Genomic DNA, 18765 nt, shown 5'->3' with positions numbered 1-18765 from the left:
AGCGGGTCGGGGCGGGCCGCCGGGCACGGGCCGGGCCGCCCTACAGATGCTTGTAGACCTGCTCCAGCCCGATCCCCCGGGCCAGCATGAGGACCTGCACGTGGTAGAGGAGCTGGGAGATCTCCTCCGCGGCGCGCTCGTCGGACTCGTGCTCGGCCGCCATCCAGCTCTCGGCGGCCTCCTCCACGACCTTCTTGCCGATCGCATGCACGCCGGCGTCGAGCGCGGCGACGGTGCCCGACCCCGCCGGGCGGGTGCGCGCCTTCTCGGACAGCTCGGCGAACAGCTCATCGAAGGTCTTCATGGTCTCTCTCGGCGTTCGGTGACGTGTGAGTCCAGCCTAACGGTGACCGCGAAGCGAGCGGCCTCGCACCACGCCTCGGCGCGGCGCGCCCGGCCCAGGCCGGCCTCGCGGCCTGGGGGGCGCGGACTCAGTGGCCGTGGCGGTTGGCCGCGCCACCGTTCTGGAACGGGCGCCGGCCGCGGCGGTCGTTGCGGTGACCGGCCTCGCGCGGCTCGGCGAGGGCGCCGCGATGGCCCTCACGGTTGTCGCGCCCGCCCTCCCGGTACGGCCGGCCGCCGCCGCGCGCCCCGTCGCGGGACTCGGCGAACGTCGGCGCGGCGTCCCGGCGTGCCGGGCGGTCCGGCCGGTCGCCGCCCTCGTGGCGGCCACGGCCCCGGAAACGGCGGGGCCGGCGGCCGGCGGAACGGTCATCGCCGTCCCGGCGCCTGCGGGCCGTGTTCAGCGGCGCGGGCTCCCACACCGGGACCTCCTCGCCGCTGGGCGGCTGCGCCCCGGCGACCTCGGCCACGCGCGGGTGTCCCGGGGTGGCCTTGATGCGGAACGGGCGGATGCCCGCCTGGCGGGTCATCGTCTCGGTCGAGCGCCGCTCGTTGGGCAGCACCAGGGTCATCACCGTGCCGCGCTCCCCGGCGCGGGCGGTACGGCCGCCACGGTGCAGGTAGCTCTTGGGGTCTTGCGGCGGGTCGACGTGCAGCACCAGGCTCACGTCGTCGACGTGGATGCCGCGGGCCGCCACGTCTGTGCAGACCAGCACGTTGACCGCGCCCTCACGGAACTCCGACAGGATGCGGGTGCGCTGGTTCTGGCGCTTGCCGCCGTGCAGGCCGCCGGCCCGCACCCCGACCCGGGCGAGCTGCTTGACCAGCCGGTCCACACCGTGCTGGGTGCGGACGAACATGATGGTCTTGCCGTCCCGGTTGGCGATCTCGGCGGTGATCGGGAACTTGTCGTCCCTGGTGACCTGGAGCACGTGGTGCTCCATGGTGTCCACCGGGGAGATCTCCGAGGCGATGGCGTGGGTCACCGGGTCGGTCAGGAAGCGCCGGACCAGCTTGTCCACGTCACGGTCGAGGGTGGCGGAGAAGAGCAGCCGCTGCCCGTCGGCCGGGGTCTGCTCCAGCAGCGCGGTGACGACGGGGAAGAAGCCGAGGTCGCACATGTGGTCGGCCTCGTCGAGTACGGTCACCTGTACGTCGTCGAGCGCGCACTCGCCCTGCTCGATCAGGTCGGTGAGCCGGCCGGGCGTGGCCACGACGATCTCGACGCCGCGGCGCAGCGCCTCGATCTGCCGGCCCATGGACATGCCGCCGACGACCGTGCGCATCCGCAGCGAAAGCCCCCTGCCGAGCGGTTCGAGGGCGTCGTGGACCTGGAGGGCCAGCTCGCGGGTGGGCACCAGGATGATCGCGCGCGGGCGGCCGGGCCTGGCCCGCTCCCCGGCGACCCGGGTCAGGGTGGGCAGGCCGAAGGCGAGCGTCTTGCCCGAGCCGGTCTGGCCGCGGCCGAGCACGTCGCTGCCGGACAGAATGTCAGGGATGGTGGCCCGCTGAATGGGGAAGGGGGCCATGATGCCCTGCCGGGCGAGAGCCGAGACCAGCGGCCTGGGCAGGCCGAGCAGAGCGAACTCGGACGGACCGGCGTTGGCGGCCTGGCCGTCCGCGCCGGTGGCCTCGTCAGTGGTCTCGGGCAGGACGGAATCGAGCATGGTCACGAAGGTTCGTGCCTTTCGGTAGAAGGACGCGGCACGTCACTTCTGCGAAAGGACGGGCCTGGACGCGCGGCACAGGGGCCGCGCCCCCTCGGGCGCCCGTTGGAATGACACGGGCGCCGTGCGGTGCTCGCCGGGGGCGGCGATGCTGCTCCGCACAAGGGCGGTTGACACCATTCTAACCGCCTCGGACAACTCGCGATCACACATGCCCGGCGTTCGCAGTGCCGGCCTCGCGCGTGATGCCTGGTGCCGCCTCGCGGCGGCACAAGGGATCAACACCGCGGCGTCGGCCTTTCTTCCCGGAATCCGTCCCGATTTTCGGGTGTCACGCGGACGTCTCCGGGCCTCTCGGTGTCGCTCAGACGTTGAAGCCGAGCATGCGCAACTGCTCGCGCCCCTCTTCGGTGATCTTGTCCGGGCCCCACGGCGGCAGCCAGACCCAGTTGATCTTCACGTCGGACACCATGCCCTCCAGCGCGGAGTGCGCCTGGTCCTCGATCACGTCGGTGAGCGGGCAGGCGGCGCTGGTCAGCGTCATGTCGATGGTGGCCACGGGCGCGCCGCCGCCGTCGGCCGGGGCGAGGTCGAGGCCGTAGATCAGGCCGAGGTCGACCACGTTGATGCCAAGTTCGGGGTCGACCACGTCCTTCAGGGCCTCCATGACCTCCTCGACGTTCGCCTCGCTCGCGGGGGCGCTCGTCGGGGTCTCGACCGGCTTGCTCATGTCGTGCTCCTCACCAATGCGTCCTTGTAGGCCATCCAGGCCAGCAGCGCGCACTTCACCCGTGCGGGGAACTTGGCCACGCCGGCGAAGGCCACCGCGTCGCCCAGCACGTCCTCGTCCGCCTCGACCTGTCCCCTGCCCTGCATCAGGCGGGTGAACTCGTCCACCACCGCGAGCGTCTCGCCCGCGGTCGACCCGCTCGCCAGCTCGTACAGCACCGAAGCCGCGGCCTGGCTGATGGAACAGCCCTGGCCGTCGTAGGAGACGTCCTCGATCTTGCCCCCGTCGCCGACCCGCACCCGCATGGTGATCTCGTCGCCGCAGGTCGGGTTGACGTGGTGGACCTCGGCGTCGTACGGCTCGCGAAGCCCGCGCCCCTGCGGATGCTTGTAGTGCTCCAGGATCAGCTCCTGGTACATCGACTCGGCGATCATGTGGTCACCTTCTCGTCCGCCCGAACCCGCCGCTCCGGCATGTCAGGCGAACACCTTCTGGACATGGTGGAGGCCGCGCACCAGGGCGTCGATCTCACTCGTGGTGTTGTACAGGTAGAACGACGCCCTGGTGGTCGCGGGTATTCCGAACCGCAGGTGCAGCGGCCGGGCGCAGTGGTGGCCCACGCGCACGGCCACGCCGAAGACGTCGTCGAGGATCTGGCCCACGTCATGGGGGTGGATCCCGGCGAGGGTGAAGGACACCGTGCCGCCCCGCGCTTCGAGGTCGGTGGGGCCGATGACGCGCAGCGAGGGGATCTCGCCCAGCGCCTGCAGCGCGTAGGCGGTCAGCTCGCGCTCGTGGGCGGCGACCGCCTCCATGCCGACCGAGGTCAGGTAGTCGGCCGCCGCGCCGAGCCCGATGGCCTCGACGATCGGCGGCGTGCCCGCCTCGAACTTGTGCGGCGCGGGGGCGTAGGTCGAGTGGTCCATCCAGACCGCCTCGATCATCTCCCCGCCGCCCAGGAACGGCGGCATCGCGGCCAGCAGCTCGCCGCGCCCCCACAGCACGCCGATGCCGGAGGGGCCGACCATCTTGTGACCGGTGAAGGCCACGAAGTCGGCGCCCAGGGCGGCGAAGTCGGCCGGGCGGTGCGGGACGGACTGGGAGGCGTCGAGCAGCAGCAGCGCCCCGGCCTCGCGCACCCGGGCCAGCACCGTGGCCACCGGGTTGACCGTGCCCAGCACGTTGGACTGGTGGGCGATCGAGACGATCTTGGTGCGCTCGTTGATCAGGTCGTCGATGCCGGAAAGGTCCAGCCGGCCCTCGTCGGTGACCGGGAACCAGCGCAGCGTGGCGCCGGTACGCCGGGCCAGCAACTGCCAGGGCACGATGTTGGAGTGGTGCTCCATCTCGGAGATGACGATCTCGTCGCCGGGGCCCATCCGGAACCTCGGGTCATCGCCCGCAGGGTTGCCGAACGCGTAGGCCACCAGGTTGAGCGCCTCGGAGGCGTTCTTGGTGAAGACGATCTCGTCGCGGGACGGCGCCCCGACGAACGCCGCGATCTTGTCCCGGGCCGCCTCGTACGCCTCGGTGGACTCCGCGCCGAGCACGTGCATGGCCCGGCCCACGTTGCCGTAGTGCGCGGCCATGTGCTCGCGCATGGTCTCGATCACCTGGAGCGGCTTCTGGGCGGAGTTGCCGGAGTCCAGGTAGATGAGCGGGCGGTCGCCGGGCAGCTCGCGGGAGAGGATCGGGAAGTCCTTCCGGATCCTCTCCACGTCGAGGCCCACGCCTGTCACAGTGGTCACGCCGATGCCTTCGCGTAGCGCTCGTACCCTTCGGCCTCAAGCCGGTCGGCCAGCTCGGGGCCGCCCTCCTCGACGATCTTGCCGCCCGCGAAGACGTGCACGAAGTCGGGCTTCACGTAGCGCAGGATCCGGGTGTAGTGCGTGATCAGCAGCACGCCGGTGGTGCCGCGCTCGCGGAAGCGGTTGACGCCCTCCGACACCACGCGCAGCGCGTCGACGTCGAGGCCGGAGTCGGTCTCGTCGAGAACGGCGATCTTCGGCTTGATGAGTTCGAGCTGGAGGATCTCGTGGCGCTTCTTCTCACCGCCGGAGAACCCCTCGTTCAGGTTGCGCTGGGCGAACGCGGGGTCGATGGCCAGGTTGTCCATCCCGGTCCGCAGCTCCTTGGTGAAGTCGCGGAGCTTGGGGGCCTCGCCGCGCACCGCGGTCACGGCGCTGCGCAGGAAGTTGGAGACCGACACGCCGGGGACCTCGACCGGGTACTGCATGGCCAGGAACAGCCCGGCCCTGGCCCGCTCGTCGACGGACATGGCCAGCACGTCCTCGCCGTCGAGCAGCACCTCGCCGCCGGTGATCGTGTACTTGGGGTGGCCGGCCACGGCGTAGGCCAGCGTGGACTTGCCCGAGCCGTTGGGCCCCATGATGGCGTGGGTCTCCCCCGCCGACACGGTGAGGTTGACGCCCTTCAGGATCTCCTTGTCTTCGACGGCGACGCGGAGTTCTCGGATCTGCAGGGTGGACACGGTTATGACTCCTTCGAGAGCGAGACGAGAACGTCGTCGCCGTCGAGCTGAACTCGATAGACGGGAACGGGCTTGGTGGCGGGCGGGCCGGTGGGCTTGCCGGAGCGGATGTCGAAGCACGAGCCGTGCAGCCAGCACTCAAGGGTGTCGTCGTAGACGTCGCCCTCGCTGAGCTTCACCTCGGCGTGTGAGCACACGTCGTGGAGGGCGAAGACCTCCCCGCCGGAGCGCACCAGCGCCACGGGGGTGCCGCCGACCTCCACCCCGAGGACTCCGCCCTCGGGGATGTCGGTCAGCCGGCAGACCTTCTCGAAGCTCACTTCTCCAGCTCCGCTTCCACTGCCCGGGCCACCCGCTCCCTGATCTCCTCGACCTCGATGCGCTCGATGAGCTGGCCGAAGAAGCCCCTGATGACCAGGCGACGGGCCTCCTCGAAGGGGATGCCCCTGGCCTGAAGGTAGAAGATGTGCTCGTCGTCGAGGCGGCCGGAGGCGGACGCGTGGCCCGCTCCGGCGACCTCGCCGGTGAGGATCTCCAGGTTGGGCACCGAGTCGGCGCGGGCGCCGTCGGTGAGGATCAGGTTGCGGTTGTACTCGTAGGTGTCGGTGCCCTCGGCCTCGACCCGGATGATCACGTCGCCGATCCACACCGCGTGCGCGGAGTCGCCCTGCAGCGCGCCCTTGTAGAGCACGTTGCTGCGGCAGTTGGGCACGCTGTGGTCGACCAGCAGGCGGTGCTCCAGGTGCTGGCCCTCGTCGGCGAAGTACAGGCCGACCAGGTCGGCGTCGCCGCCGGGCCCGGTGTAGGAGACGCTGGGCGACAGGCGCACCAGGTCGCCCCCGAGCGTCACCACGAAGCTGCGGAACGTGGCGTCGCGGCCCAGCTCGGCGTGGTGGTGGGAGACGTGCACGGCGTCGTCGTCCCAGTCCTGGAGGCTCACGACCTTCAGGGTGGCGCCGTCGCCGACCGCGAACTCCACGTTGTCGGCGTAGGTCGCGCTGCCCCTGTGGTCGAGCACGACCACGGCCTCGCCCAGCGGCTCGACCCTGACCAGGACGTGGCCGTAGGCCGTGCCGCCGCCCTGGCCGCGCAGGGTGAGCACGGTGGGCGCGGAGGCAACGGCCCCCCCGGGGACGGTGAGGACCGTGGCCTTCTCGAACGACGCGTACGCCTGGGCGCTCACCCGGTCGCGCGGCACGTAGACCTGCCCGAGCCTGGCGTCGTCACGGCCCACCGTCTCGACGGTCACCTCGGGCGCGGCCTCCACCTCGACCACGACGTGGCCGGTGGCCTTCGCCGTGCCGTCGTGCAGGCCGGACAGCCGCGCCAGCGGCGTGAACCGCCACCCTTCCTCGCGGCCGGACGGCACCTCGAAGTCGGCGAGGTCGAACGACGCCTTCTGGTGCAGCGTCGAAAGCGGCTTGGTGCTCAGACCCATGGTCAGCCCACCGCTCCTTCCATCTGCAGCTCGATCAGCCGGTTGAGCTCCAGGGCGTACTCCATCGGCAGCTCGCGCGCGATCGGCTCGACGAACCCGCGCACGATCATCGCCATCGCCTCGTCCTCGCCCAGACCCCGGCTCATCAGGTAGAAGAGCTGGTCTTCCGACACCTTGGAGACCGTGGCCTCGTGTCCCATGGACACGTCGTCCTCGCGGACGTCGACGTAGGGGTAGGTGTCGGAGCGGCTGATCTGGTCGACCAGCAGCGCGTCGCACTTGACGGTGGAGGCGCTGCCCGCCGCGCCCTCCTCGATCTGGACCAGGCCGCGGTAGGACGTGCGCCCGCCGCCGCGTGCGACCGACTTCGACACGATGGTCGAGGAGGTCTTGGGGGCGAGGTGGACCATCTTGGCCCCGGCGTCCTGGTGCTGTCCCTCACCGGCGAAGGCGACCGACAGGGTCTCGCCCTTGGCGTGCTCGCCCATCAGGTAGACCGCGGGGTACTTCATCGTGACCTTGGAGCCGATGTTGCCGTCGATCCACTCCATGGTGGCGCCCTCGTAGGCGACGGCGCGCTTGGTGACCAGGTTGTAGACGTTGTTCGACCAGTTCTGGATGGTCGTGTAGCGGCAGCGGGCGTTCTTCTTCACGATGATCTCCACGACCGCCGAGTGCAGCGAGTCGCTGGAGTAGATCGGCGCGGTACAGCCCTCGACGTAGTGGACGTAGCTGTTCTCGTCCACGATGATCAGGGTCCGCTCGAACTGGCCCATGTTCTCGGTGTTGATCCGGAAGTAGGCCTGCAGCGGGATCTCGACCTCGACGTTCGGCGGCACGTAGATGAAGGAGCCGCCGGACCACACCGAGGAGTTGAGCGCGGCGAACTTGTTGTCGCCGATCGGGATCACCGAGCCGAAGTACTCCTTGAACAGCTCGGGGTGCTCGCGCAGGCCGGTGTCGGTGTCGAGGAAGATGACGCCCTTCTCCTCAAGGTCCTCGCGGATCTTGTGGTAGACGACCTCCGACTCGTACTGGGCGGCGACGCCCGCGATGAGGCGCTGCTTCTCCGCCTCGGGGATGCCCAGCTTGTCGTAGGTCGACTTGATGTCGGCGGGCAGCTCGTCCCAGGTGGTGGCCTGCTTCTCCGTGGAACGCACGAAGTACTTGATGTTGTCGAAGTCGATGCCGGTCAGGTCGGAGCCCCAGGTCGGCATCGGCTTCCTGCCGAACAGCCGGAGCGCCTTCAGCCGAAGGTCCAGCATCCATTCCGGCTCGCTCTTGAGCGCGGAGATGTTGCGGACGACCTCCTCGGACAGGCCGCGGCGCGCCGCGGCTCCCGCGGTGTCGGAGTCGGCCCAGCCGAACTTGTAATTCCCGAGGCCTTCCAGCTCCGGGCGGTCGGTGATAGTCACCTTCCGGACTCCTTGCTCTTGTTCCTGTTCATGGCTTCGCTCAATTGCGGCGGACTCACATGCGTGGTGCACACGCCGTCGCCGTGGGCGATCGTGGCCAGCCGCTGCACCGGGGTGCCGAGCAGTTCCGCGAACGCCTCCGTCTCCGCCTCGCAGAGCTGGGGGAACGCCGCCGCGACGTGCGACACCGGGCAGTGGTGCTGGCAGAGCTGCTCGCCGCCGACCCGTGGCTTACTGGCCGACGCGGCGTAGCCCTCTGCCGACAGCGCCTCGGCCAGCACGCGGACCCGCTGGTCGGCGGGCACCTCGCGCATCGCGGGCGCCAGCCGCTCCACCAGGGCCGCCATCTGTGACCTGGCGAAGTCTCCCACCGCGTCCTCGCCCTGCCGTTCCGCCAGGAACCGCAGCGCGCTGCCGGCCAGGTCGTCGTAGGCGTGCTCGAAGGCACTGCGCCCGGCGTCGGTTATCGCGAACATCCTGGCCGGCCGCCCGCGCCCGCGCTGGACGCGGGTGCGAGCCGTGCGAGGCTCTATCATGCCGTCGGTGAGCAGCGCGTCCAGGTGACGCCGGACCGCCGCGGGCGTCAGCCCCAGGCGCTCGCCGAGCGCCGCCGCCGCGATCGGGCCGTGCTCCAGGATGAGCCGGGCGACGCGCGCACGCGTGCTCTGCTCCGCGCCCGCCTCCACATGCTTCATCCTGGCCTGCCTCATTGCCGCTCACCGTCTGCTCGTTATTTCACAACATCAGTGTGACGTATTTCCTTCCCACCATACAAACGGATGGCCGGATCCGCCGCAATGTAATTGCTCACGCAGGTAAGCCTTACCTAACCTGCATGAACGCATGACGGACGCCTCTCCGCAGGCCGCCGCCGTGTGTGCCGGGGCACGACCCGCCGCGGCGGTTCCCTACACTCGTGCGCATGGAATCCCCTGCCGTCGAAATCGCCGAGCTGGTCAAGCGGTACGGCCGCGCGACCGCCGTCGACGGCTTGACGCTGACCGCGCGGCGGGGGGCGGTCACCGCGATCCTCGGCCCCAACGGCGCCGGCAAGACCAGCACGATCGAGATCTGTGAGGGCTTTCGCAGGGCCGACGGCGGCACCGTGCGGGTGCTCGGCCTGGACCCGGCCAGACGCGAGCTGCGGGCGCGGGTCGGCGTCATGCTCCAGTCGGGCGGCGTCCCCCCGGCGATGCCCGCCCGCGAGTGGCTGCGCCTGGTGAGCCGGTTCTCCGCCCGGCCGCTCGACCCCGACGCGCTGCTGGGCCTGCTGGGGCTCGCCGAGCACCGCCGCACGCCCTACCGCAGGCTGTCGGGCGGGCAGCAGCAGCGCCTGTCGCTGGCCGCGGCCGTCATCGGGCGGCCCGAGCTGGTCTTCCTGGACGAGCCGACCGCGGGCCTGGACCCGCAGGCCCGCCACGCCTGCTGGGACCTCGTGCGCGACCTGCGGGCCGCCGGGGTGTCGGTCGTGCTCACCACCCACTACATGGACGAGGCCGAACGCCTGGCCGACCAGGTGGTGATCATCGACCATGGCCGCGCGGTGGCGAACGGCAGCCCCGCGTCGCTGACCGGAGCCGAGCGCCAGCTCAGGTTCCGCGCCCGCCCCGGCCTCGACCTGGACGAGCTGCTGGCGGCGCTGCCCGCGGGCAGCGCCGCCAAGGAGTCGCCCGCCGGCCACTACATCATCGAGGGCCAGGTCGGCCCCGAACTGCTGGCCACCGTCACGGCCTGGTGCGCCGCCGAGGGCGTCACCGCCGACGACCTCAGCATCGAGCGGCGCACCCTGGAAGACGTCTTCCTCGAACTGACCGGCAGGGAGCTGCGGTGACCACAACGAGTTCGGGGCTCGACCTCACCCCCGCGCCGGGGGCCGCGCCGCTGTCCCGGATGGTCGCCGCGCAGGCCGCCGCCGAGGTGCGCGGCATGCTGCGCAACGGCGAGCAACTGCTGCTCACCCTGATCATCCCGGTGCTGCTGCTGGTGGGCTTCTCGCTCGCGCCGGTGCTCGATCTGCCCACCGCCCGCAGGATCGACTTCCTGGCCCCCGGCGTGCTGGCGCTCGCCGTGATGTCCACCGCGTTCACCGGGCAGGCCATCGCCACCGGTTTCGAGCGCAGGTACGGCGTGCTCAAGCGGCTGGGCGCGACCCCCCTGTCGCGGGGCGGCCTGATGCTGGCCAAGACGGCCGCCGTGATCGCGGTGGAGGCGATCCAGGTGGTGGTGATCGCCGGGGTCGCGCTGGGGCTGGGCTGGCGTCCGCAGGGCTCGCCGTTCGCCGCCGCGCTGCTCCTGCTGCTCGGCACGGCGGCCTTCAGCGGGCTCGGCCTGCTGATGGCGGGCACCCTGCGCGCGGAGGCCACGCTCGCCGGGGCCAACCTGGTCTACCTGGTGCTGCTCGGCTGCGGCGGGGTGGTGTTCCCGCTGACGGCCTTTCCCTCGGGGGCCAGGGGCGTGCTGGAGCTGCTGCCGATCTCCGCGCTGACCGGCGGGCTGCGCGCGGTGCTCACCTCGGGCGCGGCGTCGCCGGCCGGGGCGCTCGCCGTACTGGCCGCGTGGGCGGTCCTGTCGCTGGGCCTGGCGGCCCGCACCTTCCGCTGGGAGTGACGTGACCGCACACCCGATGACCGGGCCGGCCGAACCCTACCGCCCCGGTCTTCTCGGCCGCGGGAGCGGGCTGCTGCGCGCCGCCGCCGACGCCGTGCCGCCCTCCGGGCTGGTGCTGCTGGCGATCCTCTCGGTCCAGGTCGGCGCGGGCTTCGCCAAGGACCTGTTCGCGGTGCTGTCGCCGGCGGGCGTGGTGTTCCTGCGCATCGCCACCGGCGCGCTCGTGCTCGGCCTGCTGGCCCGGCCCCGGCTGCGCGGCCTGAGTCGCGGCGACCTCGGCGTGGGCGTGGCCTTCGGCCTGACCCTGGGGCTGATGAACCTCTCCATCTACGAGGCGCTGGCCCGGCTGCCGATGGGGATCGCGGTGGCCGTGGAGTTCCTCGGCCCGCTGGGCGTGGCGGTGGCCGCCTCCCGGCGTCGCCTGGACATCCTGTGGGTGGCGCTGGCGGCGGCCGGGATCGCGCTGCTGGCGCCCTGGGACCAGACCGGCGGGCTGAGCCTGGCGGGGCTCGGCTTCGGGCTGCTGGCCGCTGCCTGCTGGGCGGGGTACATCCTGCTGTCGGCGGCGACCGGACGGCGCTTCCCCGGGATGAGCGGCCTGACCTTCGCCATGCTCGTCTCGCTGGTCTTCATCACCCCGCTCGGGGTGGCCTCGGGCGGCACGGACCTGCTCCGGCCGGAGTTCCTGCTGGTCGGGCTGGGCGTGGGGCTGCTGTCGTCGGTGATCCCCTACTCGATCGAGCTGGAGGCGCTGCGCCGGATGCCCAAGCGGGTGTTCGGGATCCTGATGAGCCTGGAACCGGCCGCCGCGGCACTGGTCGGGCTCGTCGTCCTCGGCGAGATCCTGCGGATGCGGGAGTGGGCGGCGATCGTGTGCGTCGTGGTGGCCAGCGTCGGCGCCACCCGTTCCTCCTGACCTGCGGCTTTTGGACACTCTCCGTGAGGTGACATCTCTGATTCTCACCGCCTGAGTATGCGCCTACTCATGCGCGCGCGAGCGCGGAGGGTGACGATTGCCGGGACAGCGAGTGATCCAAGGAGACGCGATGTCCACACCCGAAGGCGGACGGCCCGCGCACCATTGGTGCGGCACGATGCCGGTGCACCACCAGATGATCGCCACCCGCCCCGACTACGCGATCGCCAGAGCCGCGATCGAGAACACCACGTTCGCCCGCAGGAACGCGCGCGCCCCCCGGCGGCGCGAGGTCGTGACCATTCCGGTGGTCGTCCACGTGGTCTACCAGCAAGAGGCGCACAACGTCTCCGACGACCAGATCGGCAGCCAGATCACCGTCCTCAACCAGGACTTCCGGGCGGCCAACCCCGACGTCTCGCAGGTCCCCGCGCCCTTCCGGCCCACCGTCGCCGACACGCTGATCGAGTTCGCGCTGGCCGGCACCGACCCGGCGGGGCAGCCGACCTCCGGCATCGTGCGCCGCCGTACCGGCCAGGCGCAGTTCGGCGACGACGACGCGGTCAAGTTCTCCTCGCGGGGCGGGTCCGACGCCTGGCCCGCCGACCGCTACCTCAACCTCTGGGTGTGCAACCTGGTGCCGTGGCTGGGCTACGCGCAGTTCCCCGGCGGGCCCGCCGAGACCGACGGCGTCGTGGTGGCCTACCACGCGTTCGGCAACACCGGCACCGCGACCGCGCCGTTCAACCTGGGCCGCACCGCGACGCACGAGATCGGCCACTGGCTCAACCTGCGGCACATCTGGGGCGACGACGGCGACGCCTGCTCCGGCGACGACTTCGTGGCCGACACCCCCAACGCGGCGGGCCCCAACTTCGGCACGCCCACCTTCCCCTCGGTCACCTGCGGCAACGGCCCCAACGGCGACATGTTCATGAACTTCATGGACTACACCGACGACCGGGCGATGTTCATGTTCACCAACGGTCAGTCCGAGCGGATGGACGCGGCGCTGTCGCAGGTGCGGGCCTCGTTCGTCGCCAAGAAGGTGCTGGACGGCATGTGGGCGGGCGTCGCCGAGTCGGTCATGAGAACGTGATGTCATGAACGCGACGGCCGCCGGCTTACCGGGCGACTGGGTGCACGCACGCGAAGAGGACACCGGCGGCGCGAAGGTCTACCGGCCGTGGGGGCACCCACTGCCGCCTTCGCGCTGGCGGCATCGGATCGAACTGCGCCCCGACGGAAGTTATGTCGATCACCGGCTCGGCGCCGATGATCGCTCGCCCCGGGCCCGCGGCCGCTGGACGGCCGGGCCGGGCCCGCGGATCAGGCTGCGCCCGGATGACCCGGGCGAGCCGGCCCGCACACTGGAGGTCGTCGCCGCCGAACCCGGTCGGCTGGTGCTCAAGGACCTGTCCTGAGCATCGCCCGGCGACGGGCGGGGGCCGCGCGGGGGTCAGGCTTCCGGGCGGTCGGCCCAGATGCCGCGTACATGCTGAATGTGCTGTCTCATCAGGGTCTCGGCCGCGGCCGAGTCGCCCCTGCTCAACGCGTCGAGGATCCACACGTGCTCCCGCGCGGACTCGGCTAACGCGCCCTTGCGCGATAACGGGTCAAGGCCGTAGAGCCGGGCCCGGTTGCGCAGGTCGCGGACCACGGTGACCAGGTGCGCGTTGCCCGCCAGGGTCAGCAGGTCTTCGTGGAAGCGCAGGTCGGCGGCAACGTAGCCGAGCAGGTCGCCGCGCTCGGCGGCGGCGACGATCTCATCGGCCAGCGGGCGCAGCCGCTCGAACTCCGCCGCCCGCGCCGGATCGGCCAGGCCGGCGACCGTGGGCACCTCGATGAGCTGGCGGATGTGGGTCAGCTCGTCGAGATCGCGGTCGGACAGCTCGGTGACGCGAAAGCCCTTGTTGCGGACGGCCTCGACCAGGCCCTCCTTGGCGAGGTCGAGCATGGCCTCGCGGACGGGGGTGGCCGAGACTCCGAAGTGCGCCGCGAGCACCGGCGCGGAGTAGACCACCCCGGGACGCATCTCACCCGTGATCAGGGCGACGCGCAGGGCGTGCCCCACCTGCTCACGCAGGCTCTGCCGCTCGCCCACCACCGGCAGGTCGAGCCGGCCTTCCGCCGAAGGCATCATCGGTGCCCTTCTCTTCGCGTCGGAATGGTCGAAATGACGTACGGCTATCGCGAGGCCGCCCACTTCCGGTACGCGGCGGCGGCCACTACCAGATCTTCCCAGGCCATACCGACACTCTTGAAAACGCCCGGTCCAGCTCCCGGTATAACACCGCCACCGACCAAGTCCGCCAGGTTTCCGGCAATGTGGCCGTCTGTGATCATACCCGCACTCAGTGGGGTGATGAGATCTCCCGCCTCGGCGAGCGCCGCCCCGCGCGCCTCCACGACCACGGTCGCGCGGGCGATGAGATCGCCGTCGAGCTCGCGGGCGGCCGGCTCGTGTGAGCCGACCGCGACGACGACCGCGTCGTCCTTGACCAGCCCGCCGGGGAACAGCGGGGTCCTGGCACTGGTGCAGCAGGCGATCAGGTCGGCCTCCGCGACGGCCCGCCGCGTAAGGTCCGGCCCGGCCGCCACCGCGGCCTCCAGGCCGAGCGCCCGGCAGCGTCCGGCGAAGGCGGCGGCCCGGTCCTGGTCCCGGCCTGCCACGGTGACCCGCTCGACCGGCCGTACCTCGCGCAGGGCGGTCACGTGGCCCCACGCCTGCGGCCCGGTGCCGAACACCAGCAGGGACGCCGCGCCCTGCGGCGCGAGGTGGCGCACGGCCAGCGCCGAGACCGCGGGGGTGCGCAGCGAGGTCAGCGCGATGCCGGGGAGAGCCGCCAGCGGGGCGAGGGTGCGGCCGTCCAGCAACAGGTAGACGCCCTGGATGCGGGGCAGCCCGCGCTCGGGGTTGCCCGGCGCGACGGTGGCGACCTTCACCCCCGCGTAGCCGCCCCAGGCGGCGGGCATCAGCAGGAGCTGCCCCGCCGGGACGTCCACCGCCGGGCGCAGCGGCGTGGCCTCCGGGTCCAGCCCGGCCAGCAGGGCCTCGGCGAGAACGTCGACCGCGGCCCCCATGGGCAGGGCCGCCGCGAGGGCCTGCTCGTCCAGGTACGGCAGCGCGCTCATCCCGCCTCCCACCACATCATCGCGCCCCTTCGCAAAGAATCACATTAATATGTCACATATTTCACTATGGCCGGTGGCATCGAGCGCCCCACCGGCTCTAGGGGCGCGGGCGGGACCGGCGGGTGGGGCTCCTACGATGAATGCCGTGACCCGCCTTACCAACCGTGCTCGCATGTACCCGCTGATCCTGGTGCGTTCCGTCTGGAAACCCACGACCGCCACCATGCGGCGCTGGGCCGTGGCCGCCATCGTGGTCAACGCGGGGATCACGGTGACGGGCGCGATCGTGCGGGTCTCCAGGTCCGGGCTCGGCTGCCCGACCTGGCCGCGCTGCACCCCGGACAGCTTCGTGCCCGCCCCCCACCCCGAGATCTCCCCGCTGAACACCACGATCGAATTCGGCAACCGGCTGCTGACCTTCCTGGTGCTGGCCGTCGGGCTGGCCTGCCTGATCGCCGCGCTGCGCCTGCGGCCGCGGCGCACCTCGCTGGTGCGGCTGGCGTGGCTGCAGCCGGTGGGCGTGGCCGTGCAGGGCCTGTGGGGCGGGCTGGTGGTGCGCAGCGCGCTCAACCCGGTCACGGTCAGCACGCACTTCCTGATCTCGATCGGGCTGATCGCCGCCTGCTTCGCGCTGTACGCGCGGGTCGGTGAGGGCGACGGGCGGCCGGTCCCCCTCGTCCACCGTGACATCCGCAGGCTGGCGTTCGGGCTGACCGCGGCCGTGGGCGTACTGCTGCTCGCCGGCGTCGTGGTCACCGGCACCGGGCCGCACTCCGGCGACGAGGCGGCGAGCAGGTTCGACTTCGACATCGAGATGGTCGCCCGGCTGCACGCGGACGTGGTGTGGATCGTCCTCGGGCTGACCTTCGCGCTGCTGCTCACGCTGCGGGTGACCGGTGCCCCGGCGCCGGCCAGGCGCGCGGCGCTGGTGCTGCTCGGCGTCGAACTGGCCCAGGGCGTCATCGGCTACGTGCAGTACTTCCTGGCCGTGCCCGCCGCCCTAGTGGCCATGCACGTCCTCGGCGCGACCCTCGTGTGGATCGCCACGCTGGCGGCGCTGCACGCGACGCGCACGCGCGGCCCGCTGCCGGCCCGGGCCGAGCCCGCGCTCGACGCCGTACCGGCCTAGCCGCCGGGCCGCCATGCCGTCCCGCCGCCCGTCGCGCCCGGTGCTGCGCCGCGCCTTCCAGGCCACCGTGCTGCTCAGCGTCCTGGGCCTCGCCCCGTTCACCTGGGCCTGGCTGACCAGCTCCGGCCATCGCACGGTGGCCGGCCTCCGGCCCGGCTGGGAGCAGGGGGTGCCGGCCGCCCCGGTGGCGCTGGTGCTGGGCGCGGCCGTCCGGTACGGCGAGCCCACGCCGATGCTCGCCCGCCGGCTGGACATCGCCGCCGCGCTCCACCGGGCGGGCAGGGTCAGGGCGCTGCTGCTGTCGGGCGCCGGCCACGGCCCCGGCTACGACGAGCCGGCCGTGATGCGCGCCTACCTTCTGGATCGCGGCGTGCCGGGCGAGGCCATCGTCTCGGACCCGGCCGGATACGACACCTGGGACTCCTGCGTGCGGGCCAGGAAGGTGTTCGGCGCGGACCGGGTCATCGTGGTCTCCCAGGTCTTCCACCTGCCCCGGGCGGTGACACTGTGCCGGATGGCCGGGCTTGAGCCGTTCGGCGTGGGCGACGACTCCTCGGTCACCTGGCCGGCCGCCACGTACGGCTACGCCCTGCGGGAGTTCCCCGCCTCGGTGAAGGCGTTCTTCGACGCGGTGGTGCTGCGCTCGCGGCCCCGGCTCACCGGCCCGCCGCAGACCTCCCTGCGCGAGGCACTGGCCCGGCCATGACCGCGACACCCGCTCACTGGAGACCGCCGGGGACGGGCATGCGGGCCCTGGCCATCCGCAGGCACTCCAGCAGGGCGTACTGCTCGGCGTAGAACGTACGCTCGGCGATCGCGCCGCGCGAGGCGCGCTCGTGCAGCAGCCCCAGCTCGGTCGCGGCGAGCTGGTAGTCGCTCATCGCGCGCACGCCGTCCCTGCCGCCGTGTGTCCTGGCCCACTGCCTGGCCTGGCGGCGCGCGGGCAGCGAGGCGAGCATGGCGACGTCGGCGGGCTCGATCAGCCCGGTGGGCCGGTAGGCGGGGAGGTACCGCTGGATGAGCGCGACGATCCGCCGCCGGTCGCGCACCACCACGCCGATGAGCACGAACAGCACGGCCATCAACACCACGTAGGCCACCACCAGGCCGGGAAACCCGCCGTAGGTGGCGAAGCCGTTCCACAGGCCGTGCAGCAGCATCGCACCGATCCAGCCCGCCACCACGACCAGCACCCGGCCCGGACCGCGCAGCCCGGCGGCCACCGCGACGGCGATCCCGATCATCGAGGTGAACAGCGGGTGCGCGAACGGCGACAGGATGCCGCGCAGCACCAGCGTGACGGCCAGGCCCTGCGCGCCCAGGTCGCCGTCCTGTGCCGCCACGTAGTAGCTGACGTTCTCCGACATGGCGAAGCCGAGGCCGACCATGCTGGCGTAGATGATGCCGTCGGTGGGGCCGTCCAGCTCCTGCCCGCGGAACCTGAGCAGCCCGAGCAGCACCAGGCCCTTCATGGTCTCCTCGACGATGGGGGCGCCGAAGGTGGCGGCGATGCCCCGGGCGTCGGCGGGGTCCAGCCCCGCGGCGTCGCGGATGTAGAGCAGCCCGAGGGAGTTGACCACACCAGCGACCAGGACGGCCACGCCCGCGCCCCAGGCGAAGGCGAAGATCAGGTTGCTGCGCGGCTCGGGCTCCATGCGGTCCAGCCCGAGGACGGCGGCGAGCAGCAGCGGAACGGGGGCGATGGCCAGGATGAGCGCGATGAAGAAGCGCACCGGGTCGCCGTCGAGCACGTCGAAGGAGAACGACGCGAGGGCGCAGAGCCCGGTGACCACGAGGCCGATGATGAGGCCGAAGGAAGGGCGGTCCTTCAGAACCCAGCGTGGATCACGGCTCACCATGGGGCGAGGGTAACCGATCGGACACGACCTGTCCGCCTCAGACCAGCAGGGCGTCGATCGCCACGGCCAGGAACAGCAACGCCAGGTAGACGTTGGACCAGTGGAAGAAACGCATCGGGCGCAGCGCCACGCCGGTCTTGCCGGCGTTGACGCGGGCCAGCAGCCGGTGCACCTCCCACAGGCACACCGCGCCGAGCACCACCGCCACGATGGGGTACAGCAGCGTCGTGCCCGCGACCGGCCACAGCAGCAGCGAGCAGATCACGGTGGCCCAGGTGTAGACGATGCTCTCCACGGCCACCCGGCGCTCGGTCGCCACCACGGGCAGCATCGGCACCTCGGCGGCGGCGTAGTCCTCCCGGTAGCGCATGGCCAGCGCCCAGGTGTGCGGCGGGGTCCAGAAGAACACCACGCCGAACAGCACCAGCGGCGCCCAGTCCAGCCGGCCGGTGATCCCGGCCCAGCCGATCAGGCACGGCATGCAGCCGGCGATGCCGCCCCACACCACGTTCTGGGCGGTACGCCGCTTGAGCAGCAGCGAGTACACCAGGACGTAGAACAGGATGGCGCTCAGCGACAGCAGCCCGGCCAGCCAGTTCACCGACAGGCCGAGGCCCACGGTGGAGGCGACGCCGAGCGCGATGCCGAAGATCAGCGCCCCGGTGGGCGAGACCTGGTGGCGGGCCAGGGGGCGGCGGCGGGTGCGCCGCATGGCCGCGTCGATGTCCCGGTCGATGTAGCAGTTGAGCGCGTTGGCGCTGCCCGCCGACAACGTGCCGAACACCAGCGTGGCGACGGCCGGCCACAGCGGCGGCAGGCCGCGCGCGGCCAGGAACATCACGGGCAGCGTGGTGATGAGGAGCAGCTCGATGATCCGGGGCTTGGTCAGCGCGACGTAAGCCTTGATCAGCGCGCCCAGCGTGCGGGGTGCCGATCCGGCATGCTCCGCGTCGGCGGCCTCGATGGAGGCCGCCGTGGGCTTGTTCGTCAGCACCGTCAAGGTGCTTCCAGCACGTGCGGGGTCAACGCGTAACCT

At 71.8% G+C, this 18765-nt stretch carries 21 protein-coding genes; 7 read left to right on the top strand and 14 right to left on the bottom strand.

The window, feature by feature from the left end:
- Nucleotides 1-40: 40 nt before the first annotated feature.
- The 10 genes from ACH34R_RS30490 to ACH34R_RS30445 form a co-directional block, all read right to left on the bottom strand.
- Nucleotides 41-304, bottom strand: a complete 264-nt coding sequence (locus tag ACH34R_RS30490) for a phosphoribosyl-ATP diphosphatase (protein WP_111167392.1) — start codon at nt 302-304, stop codon at nt 41-43.
- 127 nt (nt 305-431) lie between these two features.
- On the bottom strand, nt 432-2009 hold the full coding sequence (locus tag ACH34R_RS30485) for a DEAD/DEAH box helicase (RefSeq protein ID WP_397564967.1): 1578 nt from the start codon (nt 2007-2009) through the stop codon (nt 432-434).
- A 364-nt stretch (nt 2010-2373) separates the two neighbouring features.
- A complete protein-coding gene (locus ACH34R_RS30480) occupies nt 2374-2739 on the bottom strand; it encodes a metal-sulfur cluster assembly factor (protein ID WP_397564966.1) in 366 nt (121 codons plus the stop codon).
- Nucleotides 2736-3173, bottom strand: coding sequence for a Fe-S cluster assembly sulfur transfer protein SufU (gene sufU, locus ACH34R_RS30475; protein WP_397564965.1), 438 nt, complete (start codon nt 3171-3173; stop codon nt 2736-2738). The genes ACH34R_RS30480 and sufU overlap by 4 nt, the downstream gene beginning before the upstream one ends.
- 42 nt (nt 3174-3215) lie before the next feature.
- Nucleotides 3216-4487, bottom strand: a complete 1272-nt coding sequence (locus ACH34R_RS30470) for a cysteine desulfurase (protein ID WP_397564964.1) — start codon at nt 4485-4487, stop codon at nt 3216-3218.
- Nucleotides 4484-5230: a Fe-S cluster assembly ATPase SufC gene (sufC, locus tag ACH34R_RS30465; protein ID WP_397564963.1), complete on the bottom strand. Its 747-nt coding sequence runs from the start codon at nt 5228-5230 to the stop codon at nt 4484-4486. The genes ACH34R_RS30470 and sufC overlap by 4 nt, the downstream gene beginning before the upstream one ends.
- A gap of 2 nt (nt 5231-5232) precedes the next feature.
- Nucleotides 5233-5550 carry a non-heme iron oxygenase ferredoxin subunit gene (locus ACH34R_RS30460; RefSeq protein ID WP_113981782.1) on the bottom strand — a complete coding sequence of 106 codons (318 nt, stop codon included), beginning with the start codon at nt 5548-5550 and terminating at the stop codon, nt 5233-5235.
- Nucleotides 5547-6668 (bottom strand): Fe-S cluster assembly protein SufD, encoded by a 1122-nt coding sequence (gene sufD / locus ACH34R_RS30455; protein ID WP_397564962.1) that lies wholly within the window; start codon nt 6666-6668, stop codon nt 5547-5549. The genes ACH34R_RS30460 and sufD overlap by 4 nt, the downstream gene beginning before the upstream one ends.
- 2 nt (nt 6669-6670) lie before the next feature.
- Entirely contained in the window at nt 6671-8083 is a 1413-nt protein-coding gene (gene sufB, locus ACH34R_RS30450) for a Fe-S cluster assembly protein SufB (protein WP_397564961.1), read from the bottom strand.
- Nucleotides 8080-8778 carry a helix-turn-helix transcriptional regulator gene (locus ACH34R_RS30445; protein WP_397564960.1) on the bottom strand — a complete coding sequence of 233 codons (699 nt, stop codon included), beginning with the start codon at nt 8776-8778 and terminating at the stop codon, nt 8080-8082. Before ACH34R_RS30445 ends, sufB begins: the two co-directional genes overlap by 4 nt.
- A 227-nt stretch (nt 8779-9005) precedes the next feature.
- Here ACH34R_RS30445 and ACH34R_RS30440 point away from each other — a divergent pair, with 227 nt between their 5' ends.
- From ACH34R_RS30440 to ACH34R_RS30420, 5 genes are all read left to right on the top strand, one after another.
- Nucleotides 9006-9914 carry an ABC transporter ATP-binding protein gene (locus tag ACH34R_RS30440; protein WP_111170599.1) on the top strand — a complete coding sequence of 303 codons (909 nt, stop codon included), beginning with the start codon at nt 9006-9008 and terminating at the stop codon, nt 9912-9914.
- A 59-nt stretch (nt 9915-9973) separates the two neighbouring features.
- Nucleotides 9974-10690, top strand: a complete 717-nt coding sequence (locus ACH34R_RS30435; RefSeq protein ID WP_397565168.1) for an ABC transporter permease — start codon at nt 9974-9976, stop codon at nt 10688-10690.
- A gap of 16 nt (nt 10691-10706) precedes the next feature.
- Nucleotides 10707-11606: an EamA family transporter gene (locus tag ACH34R_RS30430; RefSeq protein ID WP_397565167.1), complete on the top strand. Its 900-nt coding sequence runs from the start codon at nt 10707-10709 to the stop codon at nt 11604-11606.
- Between the two features lie 130 nt (nt 11607-11736).
- Nucleotides 11737-12705, top strand: coding sequence for a zinc metalloprotease (locus ACH34R_RS30425; protein ID WP_397564959.1), 969 nt, complete (start codon nt 11737-11739; stop codon nt 12703-12705).
- 4 nt (nt 12706-12709) lie between these two features.
- Entirely contained in the window at nt 12710-13030 is a 321-nt protein-coding gene (locus ACH34R_RS30420) for a hypothetical protein (RefSeq protein ID WP_397564958.1), read from the top strand.
- Between the two features lie 35 nt (nt 13031-13065).
- On the opposite strand, the gene ACH34R_RS30415 is transcribed toward ACH34R_RS30420, so the two are convergent.
- Together ACH34R_RS30415 and ACH34R_RS30410 are read right to left on the bottom strand one after the other, a co-directional pair.
- Nucleotides 13066-13749: a GntR family transcriptional regulator gene (locus ACH34R_RS30415; protein ID WP_397564957.1), complete on the bottom strand. Its 684-nt coding sequence runs from the start codon at nt 13747-13749 to the stop codon at nt 13066-13068.
- Between the two features lie 44 nt (nt 13750-13793).
- Nucleotides 13794-14741 carry an ornithine cyclodeaminase family protein gene (locus ACH34R_RS30410; RefSeq protein WP_397564956.1) on the bottom strand — a complete coding sequence of 316 codons (948 nt, stop codon included), beginning with the start codon at nt 14739-14741 and terminating at the stop codon, nt 13794-13796.
- A 136-nt stretch (nt 14742-14877) separates the two neighbouring features.
- On the opposite strand from ACH34R_RS30410, the gene ACH34R_RS30405 reads away from it, so the two are divergent.
- Together ACH34R_RS30405 and ACH34R_RS30400 are read left to right on the top strand one after the other, a co-directional pair.
- Nucleotides 14878-15870: a heme A synthase gene (locus ACH34R_RS30405; protein ID WP_397564955.1), complete on the top strand. Its 993-nt coding sequence runs from the start codon at nt 14878-14880 to the stop codon at nt 15868-15870.
- A gap of 13 nt (nt 15871-15883) precedes the next feature.
- The gene (locus ACH34R_RS30400; RefSeq protein ID WP_397564954.1) at nt 15884-16576 is read left to right on the top strand and encodes a vancomycin high temperature exclusion protein; all 693 of its coding nucleotides are present in this window, start codon (nt 15884-15886) and stop codon (nt 16574-16576) included.
- Between the two features lie 13 nt (nt 16577-16589).
- Here the strand turns inward: ACH34R_RS30400 and ACH34R_RS30395 are convergent, their stop codons facing one another.
- Together ACH34R_RS30395 and ACH34R_RS30390 are read right to left on the bottom strand one after the other, a co-directional pair.
- Nucleotides 16590-17729, bottom strand: a complete 1140-nt coding sequence (locus tag ACH34R_RS30395) for a PrsW family intramembrane metalloprotease (RefSeq protein WP_397564953.1) — start codon at nt 17727-17729, stop codon at nt 16590-16592.
- Between the two features lie 37 nt (nt 17730-17766).
- Nucleotides 17767-18729: a heme o synthase gene (locus ACH34R_RS30390; protein WP_397564952.1), complete on the bottom strand. Its 963-nt coding sequence runs from the start codon at nt 18727-18729 to the stop codon at nt 17767-17769.
- Nucleotides 18730-18765 lie beyond the last annotated feature (36 nt).

The sequence above is a fragment of the Spongiactinospora sp. 9N601 genome, from assembly GCF_044326295.1.
GTDB classification, from domain to species: Bacteria; Actinomycetota; Actinomycetes; order Streptosporangiales; family Streptosporangiaceae; genus Spongiactinospora; species Spongiactinospora gelatinilytica.
The sequence above is the reverse complement of the archived record's forward strand: the minus strand, read 5'-3'. Positions and strand labels throughout refer to the sequence as shown.